The organism is Ornithinibacillus scapharcae TW25, assembly GCF_000190475.1.
Classification (GTDB): Bacteria; Bacillota; Bacilli; order Bacillales; family Amphibacillaceae; genus Ornithinibacillus; species Ornithinibacillus scapharcae.
The window spans coordinates 68,983-89,948 of sequence record NZ_AEWH01000020.1 but is presented as its reverse complement, the minus strand read 5'-3'; the positions used below and the strand labels follow the sequence as shown (position 1 = coordinate 89,948).

The window sequence follows — 20,966 nt, the reverse complement described above, 5'->3', positions numbered from 1 at the left end:
GCTTGGAAGTACTAAATAAAACACCTTCAAAAGAAGGTGTAATTTGTGTTGCGTTTACAAGCTATGATCCTACTCCCGAGGAAATTTCTCAATGTAGAATGTTATGGTTTTAGTTTCGGAAAATACGCAACAAAGATTCATTTGACATTATGGGTAAAGAAACAGAACTAAGGAAAGTCTTTCAAAATCATCCATTCTAGGTGAGCATAGGGATGGTACCTCAGCTTAATTATGCCGCCATGTCCTTTTCTTTTCTTGGTGTAGAGAATAGATAAATGGCCCCAAACATTATACCAATTCCACAGATAACAAAGACCAAGATGGTTCCAGTATAATCCATTACATAACTAAAGATTAGCATCGAAAGTAAGGCGAAACTATTTACAACCATATTATAGGTTGAAAAGACTCTTCCTATCTGATTTTGTGGAGTAACACTTTGTAAATGCGTTTCTACAATAATAAAGTAAAAAGAAGAAGTAATACCCAGCAGTAATAATACCATTAAAATAATAGGTAATATATTCGGTAAGTTACCTAAGATAATCATTAGAGAGCCATCTATTAACATTACGACACTTAAGATAACAATAATATTATTTTTGAGTGCTTTTATGAGTCTAGGTATTAAGATACTTCCTATTAATGACCCTATCCCAAGAAAACTTACGATAAGACCATAGGTAGACTCCTTTATGTTCAAATGATTTAGAAAATGAATGGGTAACAGAATACTAATGGCACTGCTAAAAAACATGACAACTATCGAGAACAGAATAAACTTCCTTATTTCCACATTATGAAAGATATATATATATCCTTCTTTTATATTATGGAGAACCATACGCTTTTTATTATCATTTTCGAAACGGACTTTCATAAAAGCAAGGGTTAACAAAGCGATAAAATATATAACGCCACATAGGAAAAAGGTAATATGAAATCCGAGGAACATGGCAATTGAAGCACCAACCAATGGAAAAACCACTTCAACAATACTTCTAACACTCATTGCCTTACTATTTATCTCTAAAATAATTTCCCGATTTTCTGCAACATTTTTCAAGATTTTTTTCAATATAGGGAAACTTATTACAGAGGTAAGAGACAAAAGAAATGACAATAAGTATAAATAGAAATAATTACTGATATATGGAATTATGAAGAAAATTAGCACCTTTACCGAGAAAGAAACAAATATTATTAGTCTGGTTTTACACCTATCGGCAAAGACACCAGCAAATGGTCCGACTAAAACAGTAGGCAGTAAATTTGTTATAATGATGAATGCAACAGAAGAAGCACTGCCTCCCAACTGAATCATGAAAAGGATTAAAACAATATTACTCATTACACCTGCCATTCTAGTAAGGGAAACAGTTGAAACATATAATAAGTAATTTTTATTAGAAAATAATAAAGACATTTACGTCACCCCCAAAAAATACTCACTTTTCGTCATGATGAACTCCTTTTTTCAAGAATATGATAAGCTCATAGAATGACACTATTAACCCTGAACCTATTGAATCAAAAGTAAAGCTCCCACAAAGGGGAGGGTCCAAGGTTCTTTGAATATTTAGTACAGAAGCTTTATTTTGAATTGATTTATCATATGTAACACCTTAACCTAGAATTTTTTGTTCATCTACAGATGACAAAGATTCCGGTAGAGATACTTTCACATCTTCAGGTAAGTGTTCGCTGAGTGTAATATCTGCTCTACTATAAGGACTTGTTTCCATTTTATTACCCGCACCTGATACATACAAAGGAATTTCATGTATTCCATCAATTTTCAACTTTGATTCTATTAAGCTCTCATTAATTGCACCAGTAGTAAAAACACCTAAATTAAGAGCCGTTCCAGTTAATAAAAAATTTTGGGCATAATGAGTTGTTTCATAGTGCATAATTCTATAAATACGGCTTCCTTTGTACTTCCACTTAAGACGATCAATTACACTTGTATAGAATACAGTAACACTAGCATCTAAGAAATAATCCTGGCCATAAAGGGCATCATTCAAAAATGGTTTTACATCTTTTTCTTTGGAAATTAAATTTAGTGCGTGATGTTTTTGACAATAGTGATATATTCCACTTTCTAGTCCGTCACAATTATTTACCACAGGATATAGCTCGATAGAATGTCTACCACCAGGTGATGGTGCGGATTTTTTAATAACTCTACCAAAGAATCTTGTTGAATTTGTAAAAAGTATTCCACCTGTATAGAATAAAAGATTCGAAAGATCAGATAATGTTATTGGGCTATCCGAAAAATTGCGGCAAGTTCTTCGAAGGGTCAATATATCTGATAGACAATTATTGTCAAGACTAGTTGGTGTTGGTAAAGGTATCTTTGACTCTTTACAGTTGCACTTATATGCAAGTGGAGCTGGTTCAGCAGACTTTGCAAACTCTGCTCCTACATCATCAGCAGACTTATATTGGGAATTTTTACTTTCAAGATGCATAAACCATGTCGGTTCTCCCCACTCTGACCATTCTTTTATCATTTTAGTTATTTCCGATTTATTATGTTCACTGACTGGGATTAAAACTTTAGATTCAATCAGTTTGTTAATTATTGAATATAATAATCCCTCTGAAAGCACGGACTTAAGTGATGATAATGTCTCTTTGCTCTCTCCACCAAATGCAGACACCACCGACAAAACCTTCCAATCGACTTTAATGCGACTGTGTAAAGAAGGTAAACGTAACTGCGGTTTTCCATTTATGTAAGTGATAACCAAATCAGGCGCAAGCCTATATTCATTGCCAATTATATTCAAATCCATAGAGACTTCTCTCCTCATTAAAATTAGATTTAATTCCGGAAAATAATTAAAATAGGACCCAGCATTTAACTGTGTTCTCCTATCGGTAATCCAATCTTTTTATCCTCTGGAATAAATTCACTAAATTCAATATCTCCCCTTAATTCCCTATCAGGTAATTTTGAACCTATTCCTGTTACATACATAGCAGTTTCATAGATTCCATCTATTCCAAGTACTGATTCTACTAAGCTATCTTTAAACGCAGCTGTTGTAAATACTCCTAAATTAAGGGCTGATCCAGTTAACACAAAGTTTTGGGCGTAGTGACCAGTTTCAAAATGCATCAATCTATAAACTCTACTTGCTTTATATTTCCATTTAAGTCTATCAACAACACTTGTATAAAGGATAGTAACAGCAGCATCTAAAAAATAATCTTGATCGTAAAGGGCATCACTAAGAAACCCCTTAACATCTACATCTTTAGTAATCAAATAAAGTGCATGGTGCTCTTGACAATAGTGATAAATACCACTTTCTAAGCCTTCACAATTATTTACAACTGGATATAGCTCAGTGGAATGTCTTGCCCCTGGGGATGGTGATGCTTTTTTGGCAACTGTCCCATACGAATGGGTTGCGTTTGTGAATAGTATCCCTCCAGTATAGAACAACACATCAGCTAAGTCTTGGAGTGTTATTGCCTCGCCAGAAAATCTGCGACATGTCCTGCGTTCTAGAAAGGCTTTGGAAAGTGAACCTTCATAAAGATTGCTTGGTGCCGGTAACTTGATTTGTCTTTCTTCACTACATTCACATTTATAGTAAGGCGGAGGAGAAGTAGAAATCTTTCTAAACATCTTCACCCTTTCCAACCGACCTTCCTCTGTTGGTTCAAACTCAGCATCCTTCGTTTGGAGATGCATGAACCAGGATGATTCATCCCAATCCTCCCATTTTTTCACGATACTGTCTGCTTCAGTTTCTTTATCTTTTTCGATTAAAATGTTACACTCTATTAATTTTTTTACAATAGAGTGGATTAGTGAATCAGAAAGGGAAGGGGAAAATTTATATGTATATGTATCTGGATCTTCACTAGAAAACATCGATATTACTTCACAAACTTTCCAATCAACTTTATAAGTAGTATGAGTAGAAGGAAGATGTAATTTAGGCTGTCCTTCTGGAAATGTAATTACTAAATCTGGTGCTAAACGATATCTTCGTAATTGCATTGTGAATCAGTCCCCCTTTGAAAATAATTACATGAAATAGAATCACCTGAATCTAAGGTCAGGTGATTCTACTTCTGTATGAATTTGTCAGTCAGATGGATGCATGATAACAATTGGTTCTTCTTGCTCTTCGAATACAAAATCTTCTTCTCTAGCAAATTTAAGCATCATTTTCCCTCCTTTCAAAATTATGACAATATAATAACATTAATTAATTGATATTTCAAACTATTAAATAGTAATAGACTACTTTAACTATTTAGAAGTAATGAATATTTCATACTATTGTCTATCAATAGATATTTCGAACTTATTAAATCATATTGGGGAACAAGTATTTTTACCTATAATGTTTCATTTATTGTGTAAGAGTGAAATAATTTCACTTTTGTCAAACAGTCGACACATACTTCCCAAGTGCAATCCTTGGCAGACTATTACCTCATATGATAACCCATTTCAGTAGAGATGATAGTTATTGTTTGAAAAGGATCATCCATTGTCCAGTAAAATAAAGGATTCAATAAAGTAGGGTGACTGTCAGCAGAAAATTATTGATATGACAATTAATATCGTTCCCGATTGAAAATATAGGCATATGAGGGTCTACAATACAGATACCCCCATCCGTTGGGATGGGGGTAAAAGAAAGTATTAAATGAGGATTCTTAAGTTATAAATGCTCTTGAATATTATATATGTCCTCGAAAAGATATATTAAGAGTAAAAAACAGTACATTTCAATAAGTGTTTCAAATTGCATGATAATTTATTGATGCAACTCAAGTGGCTACGTGGAGAAGCTTATTAAATTTTTTTAATTCTATATAAAAGCATGTCTAAAGCTAAATTTTCTTCTTCATATAATAAGCTTTTTCCATCTATCTTCATCGTTCTTCTATATACGGTTCACCGTAATGCTCTAATTACAGGCTTTCGGATTTTTGTTGATGGTCATTAAATCCTCGAACTGCCTGCGTGTCCAGCGGCACAGCGGCAATCCTTACACTACCCGAGTCAGTACGACATACGAGTTCGATGCGGTCATACCGCTCCCAGTCTGGCAACACATTCTTAACAATTGATGCGACCTCGTGCAGCAGGCGAGTCGCTGGGTAGTCCGGGCCAGATATGTTTAATTCAACCTGGTCTGCATACTTCGCCACTAAATCGGCGATCGCAGTAGCGCGCACCACCTTGGTGTATTGGGGCCAGCGGACAAATTTCGCCACTCTGTTTTCAAGTATCAGGTAGAACAGCCGGTGTCTCTTGCCATCATCGATTGACCGAACTAAGATGTCCTCCATGACCTCGACGGGCAACCAGGCCCGTTGCCACACCCGATGCTTGTTTCGGTGAGCTCGTAAGGCGCGCTCGTATAATTCCGATTCGGAAGGTGCTCGCACGGCACCATCCTTCAGGCTATTAGAGTACATTGGCACCGAGGTGAACGGCCACTCTTCAGACTGTCGGATTAGCACTGTAATGAGTACCACACTTGAGAGTATTCCCACGGCGGTGAACAAGCCTCCCAAGGAGACTGCGGTGGTGATGTTCGAATGGTTGGTAAGGCTCGGTACAATTAGAAGCAGGTAGCACCACATTTGTACCCAGTACGCAGGACGCATCACGAATAGGATGCCGATATGCATACAAATCCAGCCTACAACTAACGGAACTCTCGACGAAGAAATGAAGATTGCGAGCGGGGCCGTCAGTTCGATTAGCACGGTCAGAGTTGCTAACACCTGGCATAGCACTGGGCTTCCCACGAGTAGTCTGGTCATAAAGGGCCAGCGGGACGGCGAATACCTAATATAGAACCGTAATGCTTCACCATTTAACCACCCGAGGCCACCATAGAGGAGCTTGGAGACTCCGCCTGCTAAAATCGTATAGGATAGGAATAGTAGTAGCAATAACGGAGCAAACCCTGAAGTGAAAGCCGATTGTTCAGACACCAACAGTGGCCAGTTCACGTACTGGGCGAGCAGACCGTCCAGCGAGAAGTCATAGGACACCGAGAAACACATGACCAATAACGCATACAGCGCCGAGTGCTTCGAGTGGTGGGAGCCTAGCGCACCAGCATTGACCATATGCAAGAATGCAAAACCAAGAAACGTCAGTATACCAGAGACCGGCTGGATGAAACCAGCCGCAGCCGCTACCCACGCTACGATTGTCAGCTTGGTCACAACGGACAGCACGCGGTGACTAACCCAGCTAAGGCCCATTAGCCGCATCGCAAAGACCGGGGTGTAGAAGACACGTTCGGTACTGCCCATAATCTTTGTCGCCTGTAGTGGCGATGGAAAGTCGACTAGACAAAGCAAAAGTAGGCCAGTGTAGAAGACTGCCCGCAGTACCCCGGACACCGGAGCCATCTCAAATAGCCACCAGTCCGTGATAATATTCATCGCCAAACCCCCTCCAAGAATTAATCCTTTCCATTGACACATTTTTAAGATTTCTTTACTCATAAAAGAAAGGATTTCTCAAGTGCAAATTAGGATTATAGTTAGTTTAAAGTTCGAAAGACTACTTACATAGCCCAGCGATTATTTTTGAGTTGTTATCGTTCTAGTAAATTCGAGATACGAGTTAGTTTTATTTGTTCTTTAGATCTTTTTTCAGTTTAATGCTTGTTGGAATATACCCCATCTTGGTATACAACTGATATGCACGTTTGTTGTGACCGAAAACATGTAACCCAATTGAAATTACATCCATCGAGACAAGTTCTGTTTCAAATGCAATAAGTGACTGTTTTCCATATCCCTTGCCTTGAAATTCTTCGTCTATCATAATGCTGTATATAAAAGCTTGCTTATCACCATTTTTTTCTCTGATTTCATACCAAATCGTGCCTATTGGGCCTACTTCTTCATGCTGCAATGTACACAAGTAATGCCCATCCGTATGAATACCTTTAGGTAATAGTTCATTTGTTTCTTTGGTTGCTCGTTCAATAGATTCTGATTGTTTCCATCTGCCTTCTTTCACATTTTCTTCTGCATACTCTTTGACTGTCTCTTCGAAGAATCTTTTATACTGTTCTTCGTTCATTCGAACCAAATTTATCATAGATATCCCTCCAATGACTCTACTAATTCTTGCTGGCCCAAAAAATACGGTGCCTGCATCAATTACAGTTTTACGTAGCAATTCGTGAAAATTATTACTAAATTTTGACTTAATAATACCATATTTTTAAAAGTTTTCAAATTTGACTAAATACTCACGCTAATGTTAATGTATATTTAAAATAAGTGAAATAATTGGATAAAAAAGTCTAGGTATCCTGCTATCAAAAATTATTTTGTTGTGAATAAACTATTGAAGAAAAGTGGGAGATATGTGATGTTTCATAAAGTTGAAGTTTACTATGATGGATATTGTTCATTTTGTCACAGTGTGAAAGCCAATTTCCAAAAACTAGACTGGTTAAAAAAGTTATCGTTCATTGATTTTAGGAATAATGAAGTGAATGGCATTGATATTGATGAGTTAAATAAAAGGATGCATGTTAAAGATTTATCAACCGGAAAAATAACTATTGGAATATATGGTATCAAAACAATATTACAACGTGTACCGTTATTAATGCCACTTCTTCCGTTCTTGTATTTACTGAATGCTTTAGGGTTAGGGCAAATCTGTTATGATTTTGTGGCCGAACGTCGCTTGATTGTCCCTGTAGGTCATTGCACAGAGAGTGGTTGCAAACTACCGGTAAATTCGGCTGATAAATAGTAGACTTCTTAGATATTTAAGATCACATCATACCGCACATATTACTTATAATTAAAAGAATCCATTTTGGAATTACTTTGACCAAAATGGATTCTTTTTCTATGGGTAATAATTACTATTTTTTATGATAGGCTTTGTATTATTCATTCTAGCTTCCCTAGGATTATCTTGGTTAATAATGATGTCAAGGAATAACAACTTAATAGATTTCAGTTATATAGGAAAAATCCTAAATAATGACTTAGTTATTAATTCAGTTTTTGGATGTGCCACTATTTTAAAAATATACCTTATTTGCTTTAATAGTGAAATTAGATTTTATAATTATAATAAATATAGCTAACAGTGTCAGTGAATAATAAATTGGAGGACAAAAATTAGATACCAAATAGATAAGTATCCATCCAATAAATGGAATCGAGAAATTCATGACTGTAAACAAATAATAAATGGAATATGTATCAGGCGTATTTAATTCAATGTCCTCATTCTTTGCATAAAGTATTTAGTACAAAGTAGCAGCAATACAATTACGAAAACAAAAAGCTAGATCCTTGTCATCATTATCGGTTTAAAATTGTCCTAGTCAATCATCACATTAAAGAAGAATTCTTACTCGTAAGTTAAAGTAGATATAGTTTTTCTATCATGTCATACTCGATAAATAAGATATCTTTTCTTTCTTCTGGTGCAATATTTTTGCTCCGATAGGCAATTTATTAAATATCTATTTAAAATCGTAAGTATTAATATTTTAAAGGTCCTGTTCTAATTGGGACATAGTTGGGACCCAATTAAACAAATTTTACACAAAAAACTAAAACGTTACCTAAGGAAAATCTTATAAAACCTGTTTGTATCAATGATTTATAATGAAACTTAACAGGACACAATTATATAACTCGGTTTCCTAAACCGTGTGTCGCAGGTTCGAATCCTGCCGTGGGCATCATTAAAACCTTGCTGTAGCAAGGTTTTTTTTATATTATTTAAATTTTATCCAAATTGAAGCTAAATTGGAGGAGCTATTTAATGTAAACTATCTTAAGTATAGTCCAATCAGATAGAGTATAACAATGTGTGTAGGATAAAAAACATAGAAAAAGTATTTTAACCCTAATCCTCTTTTACCGTTGTATAACAAAATAAAAGGTAAGGCAAAAACCATCATCCATTGGAAATCCATAAAGGGGAATAAAAATGAGACAAAACCCGAAAATGCCAGTGGATGCAACTTATGATTAATTAGAAGAATAACTATACTGAATAATAAATATCCAATTGCAATCTTAGCCTTATTTTCATCCGAATAGTAGAAAAAAGCTCCTAGTAAAATAAAAAGAATACCGCCCTCCATAAGCGCAACATTTCCGAATACGGCTCCAAGAAAAAGATAAGTTGGCATTACATCACTTGGAACCAATATTTCGGATCCTTCGACAAGAATAAAAAATATTATTACAGAGATAATTTGCCATATGAAAAGTATAACGATAAAAGTTATCTTTCTTTTTTCCAATAATAAAATTAAGAATGCAATGAAAAATAACGGAGCAAAGAAATTATTTGTAATATAATAGTCATTAATGTCAATTATTCCTCTAACAGAATTGTAATAGACCTGGTTGTTGATAAACAAGTTTAATATGGCCATGCCTACAGCAAATAAATATAAGCGGGTAAGGTACTTCTTTCTATTAGATGTATGCTTGTAACCAATAACAACACAATATATAAAAATAGGGGCAGCGATTCTACCTATCCATCGAAACCAATCCGGTGTATCCGGGATAAATTGCCCAAAATGGTCGATAAGCATTGTGATTAAGGCAAGTATTTTCAGTTTAGTAGTAGTCATATACAATCTCCCTTACTGCGTTTTCACCGTTAAAGACCTCTTACGTTAATTTCTGCTGACACGTTTTTTACAGAATCAGTAAGCAACCTGGCTGCTAAAACCCCTAGTACTTATATTTTTCGTTACACTGTTTCCTCCTATTAAAATATAATCCTATTTAATATTATCGAAGATTCATTAAAGTTGTTTATAAATAATGTAAATCCCTGAAAGCCTCCAATCGAATCAAGAAATTTTGTACATAATTTTTTAAGGATAAAACGTAAGGCGTACTAAGAAAAATAAAAAAAGGTTGGGCATTAAAGAGGAAATTATCCTTTTAGTACCAGCCTTTTTTTATTTAAGACCATCTTTATTTGGTTGTGATGGTAATAGCACATCGTCCAATTCATTTTGTTGACATAAAAGAAGTAAAAGATTATCTTTAATTTAGGTATTCTTAATTAGAGATATTTTTACGATATTTTGTATAGTACAAGAAGGAGGAAATGGCTTGTTTAGAAAAGAACTAATTAAGGAAATTAATAGGTTAATTAATCATATAGAAGTGCTCAAACAAGAGAGCCAATCTAAGGAGCCTTTATTAGAGAGATTAGCATTTCAACCAGATGATAAAGTAATGCAAGAATTAGTAGTTGCTATAAATGGATTACTAGATCAGTTACAAACAAAATATAATAATCTTTATGTAAAACACCAAATTGTTACGGAACTTAATGGAATTGGGACTTGGGATTTAGATATTAAAAATGGTATTCCATCTGATTCTAATTATTATAATCATATTTTTAGAGAGTCCTTAGGTTATAAAAATGAAGAGGATTTTCCTAATATATTTCAAAGTTGGTATGACTCAGTAGCGCTAGATGAAGTTGAATCGGTAACAGATGCTTTTCAGAAGCATTATTTAGGAGAAACGAAGAAACCTTATGATTTAGAATATATGGGAGTAAAAAAAGACGGAGCCATCGAGTGGTTTCACGCGAAAGCAAAAACCTTACGTGATGAATCCGGGGTTCCGTATCGTAATATCGGTACATTAGTAAATATCCATGAAAATAAAATGAATACGATAAGAATCCAGAATTTATTATCCCGACTAGAATTAATGGAAAAATCACTGGGGTATAGTGTATCAACGTTAGAAGGATCATGGGGGATGGCTTTTGACATTAACAATTCAGATAGTCAAATATGGTATTCTCCTCAATTTAAACGCTTATTAGGGATTGAAGACGCCGAGTTAGAACCAAGACTAGAGTCGTGGTTGGATCTGATTTCTAAAGAGGAGCAAGAACAAGTAAAAAGCACGTTTATGACCTATTTATATGATTCAACTCAAGAAGAATTGAATATCAAATTCCGAATGAACTTGAGTAAAGAAAATAATCGGTGGTTTAGTATGTTAGTCAAAGCAATTCGTGACCGAAAAGGGAATCCAACTCTTGTTTCTGGTGTACTACGTGATATTAATCATGAGATTCAACGAAATTACTATGATGAGCAAGTAGAAGGAGAAATGAATGATTTCACAAATTATCTTGGTGAACTTGCTGATAATATCAATGATATTTCAAAGGAAGCAATCGATATTGCTCATGAGCATGAATTAACTTCAAAGTCAGCTGAATATGCAAAACAATGTATTGAAATGACCATATCCATAACCGATTTAATTAAAGAAATTTCGAATCATACTAAATTGTTAGGATTAAATGCTTCAATAGAAGCGGCAAGAGCTGGAGAACATGGAAAAGGCTTTAGTGTTGTTGCACAGGAAGTACAAAAATTATCAAATAATACATCTGTTGCAGTAGAACAAATTGAGAAAATAATCGGGGATATTAATAATTCGGTAACCGATATTGTTTCAAGTATTAATAAAATGAGTGGAAAGGTTCGTTCACAGGCAGCTGTTACGGAAGAGATAAATAGTTCAACTGAAACGATACGTGAGATGTCAGGGAATTTGTTATCGTTGATACAGAAACTAGAGTAAGATAAATTGGTATAGGACTTAACCCTGAAATTATAAGTTTTAAATCCAAATTTTTTTACTTAAATTTATCTCGAATTCGAGATACATCTATAGGTGATTATTGAATCGAATTTTAGTCTATATAAAGTCTGCTTACTTATGGCAATTAAAAGAGAGTAGGAAACACTATGATTAATCAATATCGAAACAATATAATGGATGATCTAGATATTTATCACGTCATTCAGCCAATTATTGATTTAGATAGAAATAATGTATTTGGATATGAAATGTTACTACGTTCAAGAGAATTCAATAACCCAGAATTATTATTGAAAAAGGCCGAAGAAAGTAATCAGTTATATGAATTGGATATGCATTCAATTCGTAAAGCTTTTGAAACCATCAATAACAAGGCCAACACTTTGAATGGATTGTATATATTTATAAATATTCTTCCTTCTACTATTGGAAATCCAGCATCTTTTAAGAAAATAGAGCAACTGAAATCTTCCCTGAAATTAACTACTGGTTCTGTTGTGCTTGAATTAACGGAAGAAAGAAAAGAAGCGGAATTAGAGATGTGTGTAAGAATGGTAGATGAAATTAAGAACAAAGGTTTTCTAATTGCATTGGATGATATTGGCAAAGGGGAGTCAACGCTTCCATACGTTATTGAGCTGGAACCGAATATTGTCAAACTAGATCAATACTTTTCAAGAGATTTAGCGAATTCTCCTAAAAAGCAAAAGGCAATAGAGCTATTATTTCATCTCATTGATGAAGAAACGATTATGATACTAGAAGGAATAGAAAATGAAGCAGATTTGCAAGCGGCTAAAAAACTAGGGGTACGTTATGCTCAAGGGTACCATTTAGGCAAACCACAGGTTTTGAATTATTATCTAGCTAACTCCGAGCAGGTTGTTTAATCATTCAATGTAAATATAAAGTAATTTGATGGTGGTGATAGTAATGCTCAAAGCATTAGGGAAAGAAATTGACGACAATATACTTGGTCTAATTTGGAATAATACTACCGATGCCATATTTATTTTAGGACAAAATGGATCTGTATTATACGGTAATCCTGCATTTGTGGATATGCTTGGTTGGAACTTAGATGATATACGGAATATTGATTTTCCACCCTTTATTGCGGATATGACAAGGGAAGAACATGAGATATTTATCAAACAACTGAAGGAAGGCAAAGAATTTCCTTACACGGTTGTTAAGCGAAAGAATAAACAAGGGGAAGAACTCGATATTCTAGCCTCTTATCGTGTAATTAATAATGAGAAAGTACTTGCTGTAGCAATGTATAAAGATTTCACAGAACAAATGATGATTCAACGAAAGCTAGAGGAAAGTGAATATTGCTACCGAATGTTAGTTGAATATTTGCCAGAAACTATTATCAAGCAATGTAACGGCAAAATCGATCTTGTAAATGAAACAGGGGTTAGACTATTTGGAAAAAGGAATGTAGATGAAGTAATAGGCAACTCGATTTGGGATTTTGTCTCGAGTGATCGTAAAGAAGAAATCCAAAACTTAATTGATGGTATATATAAACAAAAAGAAGTTCCAGAACCTCAAACTATTGTGGGAGGTATCCTTCGAAAAGATGGATATATGATATATGCAGAAATCAAGATAATTCCCATAGGAAGCAAGGAAAAACCAGACCTACAGATAGTAATTAGAGATGTTACTGAAAAGAAACAGTATGAATCTAAGTTAGAATACTTAGCATATCATGATCCATTAACAGGTTTTAAAAATAGAAGACTTTTCACAGAAACGGTAACAGAGTCTATGAAGAAAGCAGAAGTGAACGAGGAAAAAATTGCAATTTTGTATATTGATATTGATAAATTTAAATCAATAAATGACACCTATGGTCACGATGCAGGAGATTCGTTACTCGTCCAATTTTCTAAAAGGTTAAAATCTAGTGTACGCGAACAAGATGAACTATGTCGTGTAGGAGGAGATGAATTCCTTGTCTTATTAAGTGGTATAAAGGAAAGGAATGAAATTGATAGAATTACAGACAGAATTCATAGGGCGTTTCAAGAGCCGTATAAACTAGGAGATAAGTTATTGAAAGTGACTTCTAGCATAGGAGTTTCTATATACCCTAGACATGGAAATGACACTAGAACATTAATTTATCATGCAGATCAAGCACTCTATCGAGCAAAGGAAAGAAGAAATCAAATTCAATACTTTCGATAAAAATGAAAGAATAAATAAATAGATAGATAATGAGATATTAATTTATAGTTATCACTTCACTAGTAAGCATAAATGGGAGGAATAATAATGTATAACATACCAGGTCACCACCACATTTCTATGATTACCAAAAATGCAAATGAGAATAATCATTTTTACCAAAAAGTACTCGGTTTACGTCGTGTAAAGGTAACCGTTAACCAAGATGATCCTTCCATGTATCACTTGTTCTATGGAGATAAAACTGGTAGTCCAGGTACTGAACTCACATTTTTTGAAATTCCTTTAGTTGGGAGGACATATCCAGGGACAAACGCTATTACTAGAATTGGATTACTTGTTCCATCAGAAGACAGTCTTCATTATTGGAAGACTAGGTTTGAGAAATGGGGTGTAACTCATAGTGGATTGACAATGTATGCTAATCGCCTTGCGTTAAAATTTGAAGATCCCGATGGCCTTCGTTTGGTGCTGTTAGTTTCAAACGGCGAAAAAGTAGAGCACTGGGAAACGTGGGGGGAATCTGACGTTCCAACAGAACATCAGATTCAAGGAATTGGTCCTGTTGAAATTACAGTCCGTAGAATGGATAAGCTAGCGAACACACTTACAGAAATGTTCGGATATATAGAAGTTATCCGAAATGAGCGAGAAGCGGTCTTTCAATCTATTCAGGGAGAAGTATTTGGAGAAATTATCGTTAATTATATGGATGGTCCTTCGGAAAAACCAGGCCGTGGAAGTATTCATCATCTAGCAATACGCGTTAAGGACGATAAAGAGCTTAAGTATTGGAATGAAAAAGTGAAACAACACGGTTTCCAATCTTCAGGAGTCGTCGATCGGCATTACTTTAAGAGTTTATACTTCCGTGAATCAAACGGAATTCTCTTTGAAATTGCAACAGATGGACCAGGATTTGCAGTTGGTGGGGAAGTAGAACATTTAGGAGGAAAACTGGATTTACCACCATTTTTGGAGGAACGGAGAGCAGAAATTGAAGCGAAACTAACACCTATTGAAGAGAAGGAATAAAAAATTAACTCTCAACAAATTAGTAGAACATGTCATGTAACCATTTATATTAAACTATTGGAGGTATATAAAATGAACCATTTAAAAGGAATGCACCATGTTACAGCTATTACAAGTAGTGCAGAAAGAAACTATGAATTTTTCACCTATGTTTTAGGAATGCGTTTAGTGAAGAAAACTGTCAATCAGGATGATATTCAAACGTATCATTTGTTTTTCGCAGATGATAAAGGTAGCGCTGGTACTGATATGACATTCTTTGACTTTCCAGGTATTCCAAAAGGAGAGCATGGCACAAATGAGATTTATAAAACTTCTTTTCGAGTGCCAACAGATGCAGCATTAGATTATTGGATAAAACGCTTTGATCGTTTAAAAGTAAAGCATACAGGGATTAAAGAAACATTCGGAGTAAAAACATTATCTTTTGTTGATTTTGATGATCAACAGTACCAATTAATCTCGGATGAAAACAATGAAGGGGTTGCTTCAGGGACCCCATGGCAGAATGGCCCGGTACCTTTAGAATATGCAATTACTGGTTTAGGACCAATTCATATACGAATCGAACAGTTTGATTATTTTAAAGAAGTACTAGAGAAAGTTCTTCTATTTAGAGAAATAGCTAAAGAAGGATCATTGCATTTATTTGAGGTTGGCGAAGGTGGTAATGGTGCGCAAATTTATGTGGAGAAAAATGTAGTCTTGCCTCCTGCACGTCAAGGATTTGGAACAGTACATCACGCTGCATTCCGTGTTGAGGATCGAGCTGTTTTAGAAGAATGGATTGAGCGGATGAATAGTTTTGAATTCCCTACATCAGGTTATGTTGACCGCCACTTCTTTGAGTCATTATATGCTAGGGTAGCACCACAAATACTTTTTGAATTTGCGACAGATGGCCCAGGCTTTATGGGAGATGAACCTTATGAAACGCTTGGTGAAAAATTATCTTTACCTCCATTCTTAGAGACTAAACGAGCAGAAATTGAAAAATTAGTACGTCCAATTGATACGGTCAGAAGTACGAAGAAATTTATCAAAGAATAGAAAAAACAAATTATATCGCCCTCTTTCGTTTATCTAACTACGAATAGGGGGCTTTTTGGTTATTATGAATCTATCTGTGACAAGAAACCTAGAGTTATAAAACTTGAATTAATAAAAAATTCTATTAAATTAGCACTATCCACTTTAAAATTATCCAAAAGTGTTTTAGAATATAAATTAATTCAAGTTTTAAATATTTCGTAATAAAAAGAATGTAATCGTTTTCACAATCTACTGGAGAGGTGATAGGATGGACATGCAACGCATACCTGCAATTAAAGGTGATTATAACTTACAGAATTATGATGAAATGCGAGCGACATTTAAATGGGAGGATACCTATAAAAACTTCTCTTGGAATGAAACAGGTAAGGTGAATATTGCGTATGAGGCAATTGATCGTCATGCTGAAGACCCAAACAAGAAGAATAAGGTTGCACTTTTATATTCTGCACCAGGAAGAGAAGAGTCTCTAACCTTCTCTGATATTAGTAAGCAAAGTAACCAGTTTGCCAACATCTTGAAGAAGTACGGGGTCAATAAAGGAGACCGAGTCTTCTTATTCCTGCCACGAAGTCCAGAGTTTTACATCAGTTTATTTGGTATTTTGAAAACAGGTGCTGTTGCTGGACCGTTATTTGAAGCTTTTATGGAACAAGCTGTCCGAGACCGTCTACAGGATAGTGAGGCTAGAATGCTGATTACAACACCTGACTTATTAGAGCGTGTTCCTCAGGCAGATTTAGCCCATTTGGAGAAAATCATTTTAGTTGGAAATCGCTCTGAAGAAACAGATGGCTATATTGACTATTATGAGGAAATGGATACGGCAAGTGAGCACTTTGATATCGAATGGGTAGATTTAGAGGATGGAATGTTAATACATTACACATCCGGTTCTACAGGAAAGCCTAAAGGGGTTTATCATGTTCATCATGCAATGGTTCAACATTATACTACTGCTGAATGGGTATTAGATCTAAAGGAAAATGATGTGTATTGGTGTACTGCTGACCCGGGCTGGGTAACAGGCACAAGCTATGGCATATTTGCTCCTTGGTTGCATGGGGTAACGAATGTCGTTCGTGGTGGACGTTTCTCACCAGAAGATTGGTATGAAACATTAGAGAAACATAATGTAACCGTTTGGTATACAGCACCAACTGCATTAAGAATGCTGGTGAGTGCTGGGGAAGAACTGGTGAAGGAATACGACTTTTCTTCCCTACGTCATGTCATGAGTGTCGGGGAGCCGCTTAATCCAGAAGTCATTACATGGGGCTTAAAGGCATTTAAGCTAAGGATCCATGATACATGGTGGATGACCGAAACTGGCGCACAGTTAATTGTTAATTTACCATCAGAAGAGATTCGCCCAGGTTCGATGGGGAAACCTATACCAGGAATTGAGGCATCCATAGTTGATCATGAAGGAAATGAAATTCCGCCGAATCAAATGGGGAATTTAGCAGTTAAAGCAGGTTGGCCATCGATGATGAGGGCTATCTGGAATAATCCGAGTAAATATGAAAGCTACTTTATTAATGGTTGGTATGTTTCTGGAGACAGTGCATATCGTGATGAAGATGGCTACTTTTGGTTCCAAGGGAGATTAGATGATGTCATCAATACTTCTGGTGAACGTGTAGGGCCATTTGAAGTAGAAAGCAAGCTAATCGAGCATCCAGCAGTTTCAGAAGCTGGTGTAATCGGAAAGCCACACCCAGAACGCGGAGAAATTATTAAGGCATTTATTACATTAAACCCTGGCTATCAGGAGTCACCAGAGCTTTTAGAGGATATTCGTCAGTTTGTAAAAACTGGCTTAAGTGCACATGCTGCACCACGTGAAATCGAAATCCGCGATTCGATTCCAAAAACAAGAAGCGGTAAAATTATGCGTCGTTTATTAAAGTCCTGGGAGCTAGGTCTTCCAACTGGTGATACATCGACATTGGAATCATAAGAAAAACCCTCCAGTTCTATTAATCTGGAGGGTTTTACAATTTTAATGAGTAGTTTTTATGATTTATAGATAAAATAATCAAAATCCGCATGTTTATTTCTACCAGAAGTATCCATGCAATGCATTCCTACAAATGCGCCAGTAAAGAACCCGCCACCTTGAATATAATCATCGGATAACTTATACGAATCAAAAGATAATGGAATCTTTACCCAATCTTCCCCGTTAAAGGAATAGGAATACTCGTAGTGATTGGTTTGTACCTCTACTCGTAGATAAACATATTCTACATGATCTGGAATTGGAATCTCCATTCCTTTTAAGGGCAGGTCAAAGCTAAAATTATCACAGGTTAGTACTTCAAGAATTCGACCTTTGTCTTCATGCCTAGTAATTGTAAGGGTCGTCCAGTTCTGCGTATTATAGTAGTTTACTAGACCCGCAGATTGTTGAAAGGATTCTGGTTGAAAGGCAACCTTGGTTTCGGCAGTAAAATTAAAATGCTGCCACCTTCTCGCCACAAATGCCTGTGTAAACTTGGATGTGAGAGATTCTTTCCCGTAAAGACGTAAATGATCTGGGTTATCCTTTAAGGAGGCAATCTTCTCTCCTAAAGGAATCCGTAAACTTTGAAAGTGCAGATTCAATTGTTCTGCATTAAAATCATCCTTTTCCTCAAAGTCTTTTTCCCATGGAACTTCATCTATATTTGGACCTTCTATTTCGATTGAAGGCTGATTACCACCAACTACATATGGCCAATCATCTCGCCATTCTAAGCGCTGAATAGCTGTTTCTCTACCGAGTGGGCAGAATCCTCTAGGATCTAATAATGGTTGACCATCTCGTGGTAGTGGTCTTCCAGTAAGGTGTACTAAAAACCATTCATCTGTATGGGTTTTAACCATGGATGCGTGTCCAGCCTTTTGTAATGGGTTTCTAGGATAAGGGAATGAGGTAATTAACGGGTTATCAGGATGTACTTCATATGGACCCCATAAATCCTTAGAGCGTGCCATTGTCGCTTGATGATCATACTTTGTTCCACCTTCTGCGGTGAGAAGGTAATAGTATCCATTCTCTTTATAAATATGAGGTGCTTCTGTAAGCTTAATATCGGTTCCCTTAAAAATTATTTTGGTAGGGCCAATTAGTTTCTGTTGCTCTACACTGTATTCTTGAAGTACGATACCATAAAAGTTATGATTGCCTACTCGATGATCCCAGAACATATTAACAAAATACTTTCTCCCATCATCATCATGAAATAGGGATGGATCAAAACCAGAGCTATTGATATGGATTGGTTCAGACCATTCTCCGTCGATAGTTTCACAAGTAACAAGGTAATTATGGCAATCCTTCCATTGTCCCTCGGTAACCTTCACATCAGTGTAAATTAACCAAAACTTACTGTCACTGTAGGATAGCGCAGGTGCCCATATACCTCCAGAATCTGGATTCCCCATCATATTAAGCTGACTGATACGATTTAGAGGTCTTGAAACGAGTCGCCAGTTTTTTAAGTCCTTAGAATGATAGATTCCAACCCCAGGGAACCATTCAAAGGTAGAAACGGCAATATAATAGTCATCTCCTGCACGGCAAATACTTGGATCAGGGTTAAAGCCTGTCAAAATTGGGTTTTGAATCATTGTCATGATAAATCCTCCCTTTGTATATCGGTTGTGAATGCGCTTACTTTCCTATGTAAAAAATAACCCCAAATGATTGGCACTTGGAGATATTTTATTACCAACATGAGCTAGTTGTTTTCAATCATCAAAAGAAAGTTCTCTACTGAAAAGGCAGCAATTCCTAGGGCGGTAGAATGAGTTGTTAACTCAGAAAAGCCAATCGTTAGATCCTGCTGTTGGAACCATAGTGTTTGTCTTTTAATTCGATTCATTAAAGGTTCGGTTAGCCATTCCTTTGCATAGGCCATTCGATTTCCAATTATAATTTGCTCGGGATTGAAGATGTTCGTGATATTATTGATTCCAACGCCTAAGTAATCGCCTATTTGGTTGAATAGTTCAATGGCATCTGTGATTCCTTGCTCTGCAAGTGTAATTAAGCTTTCTAGTGTGTGTTCTTTCTCCTCCGGTATTGGAAGTCCCATATTTTTGGCATTTTTCACAAGTGCCTGTTCCGATGCATAAAGCTCCCAGCAACCTTCATTACCACATCGACATTTAGTTCCATTTATTTCGATTGTCATATGACCAAGTTCACCTGAAAAGCCATTATTTCCTTTGTATAATTCTCCATTAAGAATTAAACCAACACCGATACCAATTCCAACACTTACATATACAATTTGGTTTAGATCTTTACCTGCACCATATTTCTTTTCCCCATAGCAGCCTGCGTTTGCTTCGTTTTCGATAATAACAGGTAGTGAATACTTTTCTTCCATCATTGATTTTAAATCAACATTTTTCCACCCCAGGTTTGGAGCGAGTAAAATCTCGCCACTTTTACTAACTGTGCCTGGAACCCCTATTCCAATACCAATAATTCCATATGGACTCGGGGGAGCATTACCTTTCAAGTAATCTACAGTCTCATATAATGCATCAACTATTTCCTCGAACGATAAATCTTTAAATTTGATCTGTTTTTCTAAACATATATTACCTTCCAAGTCAGTTAGTATTCCTAGAAGGTAATTGACTCCTAAATCAATACCAATTGAATAGCCTGCTAATTGATTGAATAATAGCATGACAGGTCGTCTTCCACCACTAGACTCTCCTGGACCAGATTCATAGATTAAATGTTCGTCCAGGAGATCACTAACCAGAGATGATACCGTTCCTTTGTTTAGGCCAGTAACCGTTGCGATAGAAGCTCTTGATATAGGGGATTGTGTTCGTATCGTTTCCAATACTAATGATTTATTTTCCTTTTTGACAACATGCTGATTCCACGTTTTGTTCTTTATCATATTTTCTAACACACTTTCTACATGTATTTTAAACTATCATAATCTGATTTTAAGTATATCATTTTATATTTTGATTATAAACTTAGTTTATCCACTAGACAA

General features: G+C 35.8%; 15 protein-coding genes. 7 read left to right on the top strand and 8 right to left on the bottom strand.

Going from position 1 to position 20,966, the window contains the following annotated elements:
* Positions 1–229: 229 nt before the first annotated feature.
* From G5W_RS0105725 to G5W_RS0105700, 5 genes are all read right to left on the bottom strand, one after another.
* On the bottom strand, positions 230–1,426 hold the full coding sequence (locus tag G5W_RS0105725) for an MFS transporter (RefSeq protein ID WP_010094968.1): 1,197 nt from the start codon (positions 1,424–1,426) through the stop codon (positions 230–232).
* 199 nt (positions 1,427–1,625) lie between these two features.
* The gene (locus G5W_RS0105720; RefSeq protein ID WP_010094967.1) at positions 1,626–2,807 is read right to left on the bottom strand and encodes a SagB/ThcOx family dehydrogenase; all 1,182 of its coding nucleotides are present in this window, start codon (positions 2,805–2,807) and stop codon (positions 1,626–1,628) included.
* Between the two features lie 65 nt (positions 2,808–2,872).
* The gene (locus tag G5W_RS22685) at positions 2,873–4,027 is read right to left on the bottom strand and encodes a SagB/ThcOx family dehydrogenase (RefSeq protein WP_010094966.1); all 1,155 of its coding nucleotides are present in this window, start codon (positions 4,025–4,027) and stop codon (positions 2,873–2,875) included.
* A 926-nt stretch (positions 4,028–4,953) separates the two neighbouring features.
* The gene (locus G5W_RS0105705; protein WP_010094965.1) at positions 4,954–6,447 is read right to left on the bottom strand and encodes a hypothetical protein; all 1,494 of its coding nucleotides are present in this window, start codon (positions 6,445–6,447) and stop codon (positions 4,954–4,956) included.
* Between the two features lie 190 nt (positions 6,448–6,637).
* Positions 6,638–7,114, bottom strand: coding sequence for a GNAT family N-acetyltransferase (locus G5W_RS0105700; RefSeq protein ID WP_010094964.1), 477 nt, complete (start codon positions 7,112–7,114; stop codon positions 6,638–6,640).
* A 276-nt stretch (positions 7,115–7,390) separates the two neighbouring features.
* Between G5W_RS0105700 and G5W_RS0105695 the strand changes: the two genes are divergently transcribed.
* Positions 7,391–7,783: a DCC1-like thiol-disulfide oxidoreductase family protein gene (locus tag G5W_RS0105695; protein WP_010094961.1), complete on the top strand. Its 393-nt coding sequence runs from the start codon at positions 7,391–7,393 to the stop codon at positions 7,781–7,783.
* 1,039 nt (positions 7,784–8,822) lie between these two features.
* Here G5W_RS0105695 and G5W_RS0105690 read toward each other — a convergent pair.
* A complete protein-coding gene (locus tag G5W_RS0105690; protein ID WP_010094959.1) occupies positions 8,823–9,641 on the bottom strand; it encodes a TraX family protein in 819 nt (272 codons plus the stop codon).
* A gap of 493 nt (positions 9,642–10,134) precedes the next feature.
* Between G5W_RS0105690 and G5W_RS0105685 the strand changes: the two genes are divergently transcribed.
* The 6 genes from G5W_RS0105685 to acsA all read left to right on the top strand — a co-directional run bounded on the left by G5W_RS0105685 (position 10,135) and on the right by acsA (position 17,914).
* Positions 10,135–11,640 (top strand): PAS domain-containing methyl-accepting chemotaxis protein, encoded by a 1,506-nt coding sequence (locus tag G5W_RS0105685; protein ID WP_010094957.1) that lies wholly within the window; start codon positions 10,135–10,137, stop codon positions 11,638–11,640.
* Positions 11,641–11,807: 167 nt separating this feature from the next.
* Positions 11,808–12,551 (top strand): EAL domain-containing protein, encoded by a 744-nt coding sequence (locus G5W_RS20535; protein WP_010094956.1) that lies wholly within the window; start codon positions 11,808–11,810, stop codon positions 12,549–12,551.
* Positions 12,552–12,594: 43 nt separating this feature from the next.
* Positions 12,595–13,863 carry a diguanylate cyclase domain-containing protein gene (locus G5W_RS0105675; RefSeq protein WP_010094954.1) on the top strand — a complete coding sequence of 423 codons (1,269 nt, stop codon included), beginning with the start codon at positions 12,595–12,597 and terminating at the stop codon, positions 13,861–13,863.
* A gap of 87 nt (positions 13,864–13,950) precedes the next feature.
* On the top strand, positions 13,951–14,898 hold the full coding sequence (locus tag G5W_RS0105670; protein WP_010094952.1) for a ring-cleaving dioxygenase: 948 nt from the start codon (positions 13,951–13,953) through the stop codon (positions 14,896–14,898).
* A 72-nt stretch (positions 14,899–14,970) separates the two neighbouring features.
* Positions 14,971–15,948, top strand: a complete 978-nt coding sequence (locus G5W_RS0105665) for a ring-cleaving dioxygenase (RefSeq protein WP_010094950.1) — start codon at positions 14,971–14,973, stop codon at positions 15,946–15,948.
* 250 nt (positions 15,949–16,198) lie between these two features.
* Positions 16,199–17,914, top strand: a complete 1,716-nt coding sequence (gene acsA, locus G5W_RS0105660) for an acetate--CoA ligase (protein WP_010094948.1) — start codon at positions 16,199–16,201, stop codon at positions 17,912–17,914.
* Between the two features lie 56 nt (positions 17,915–17,970).
* On the opposite strand, the gene G5W_RS0105655 is transcribed toward acsA, so the two are convergent.
* The gene (locus tag G5W_RS0105655) at positions 17,971–19,575 is read right to left on the bottom strand and encodes a glycoside hydrolase family 43 protein (RefSeq protein WP_010094947.1); all 1,605 of its coding nucleotides are present in this window, start codon (positions 19,573–19,575) and stop codon (positions 17,971–17,973) included.
* A gap of 104 nt (positions 19,576–19,679) precedes the next feature.
* The gene (locus tag G5W_RS0105650) at positions 19,680–20,864 is read right to left on the bottom strand and encodes an ROK family protein (RefSeq protein WP_010094945.1); all 1,185 of its coding nucleotides are present in this window, start codon (positions 20,862–20,864) and stop codon (positions 19,680–19,682) included.
* Between the last annotated feature and the right edge of the window lie 102 nt (positions 20,865–20,966).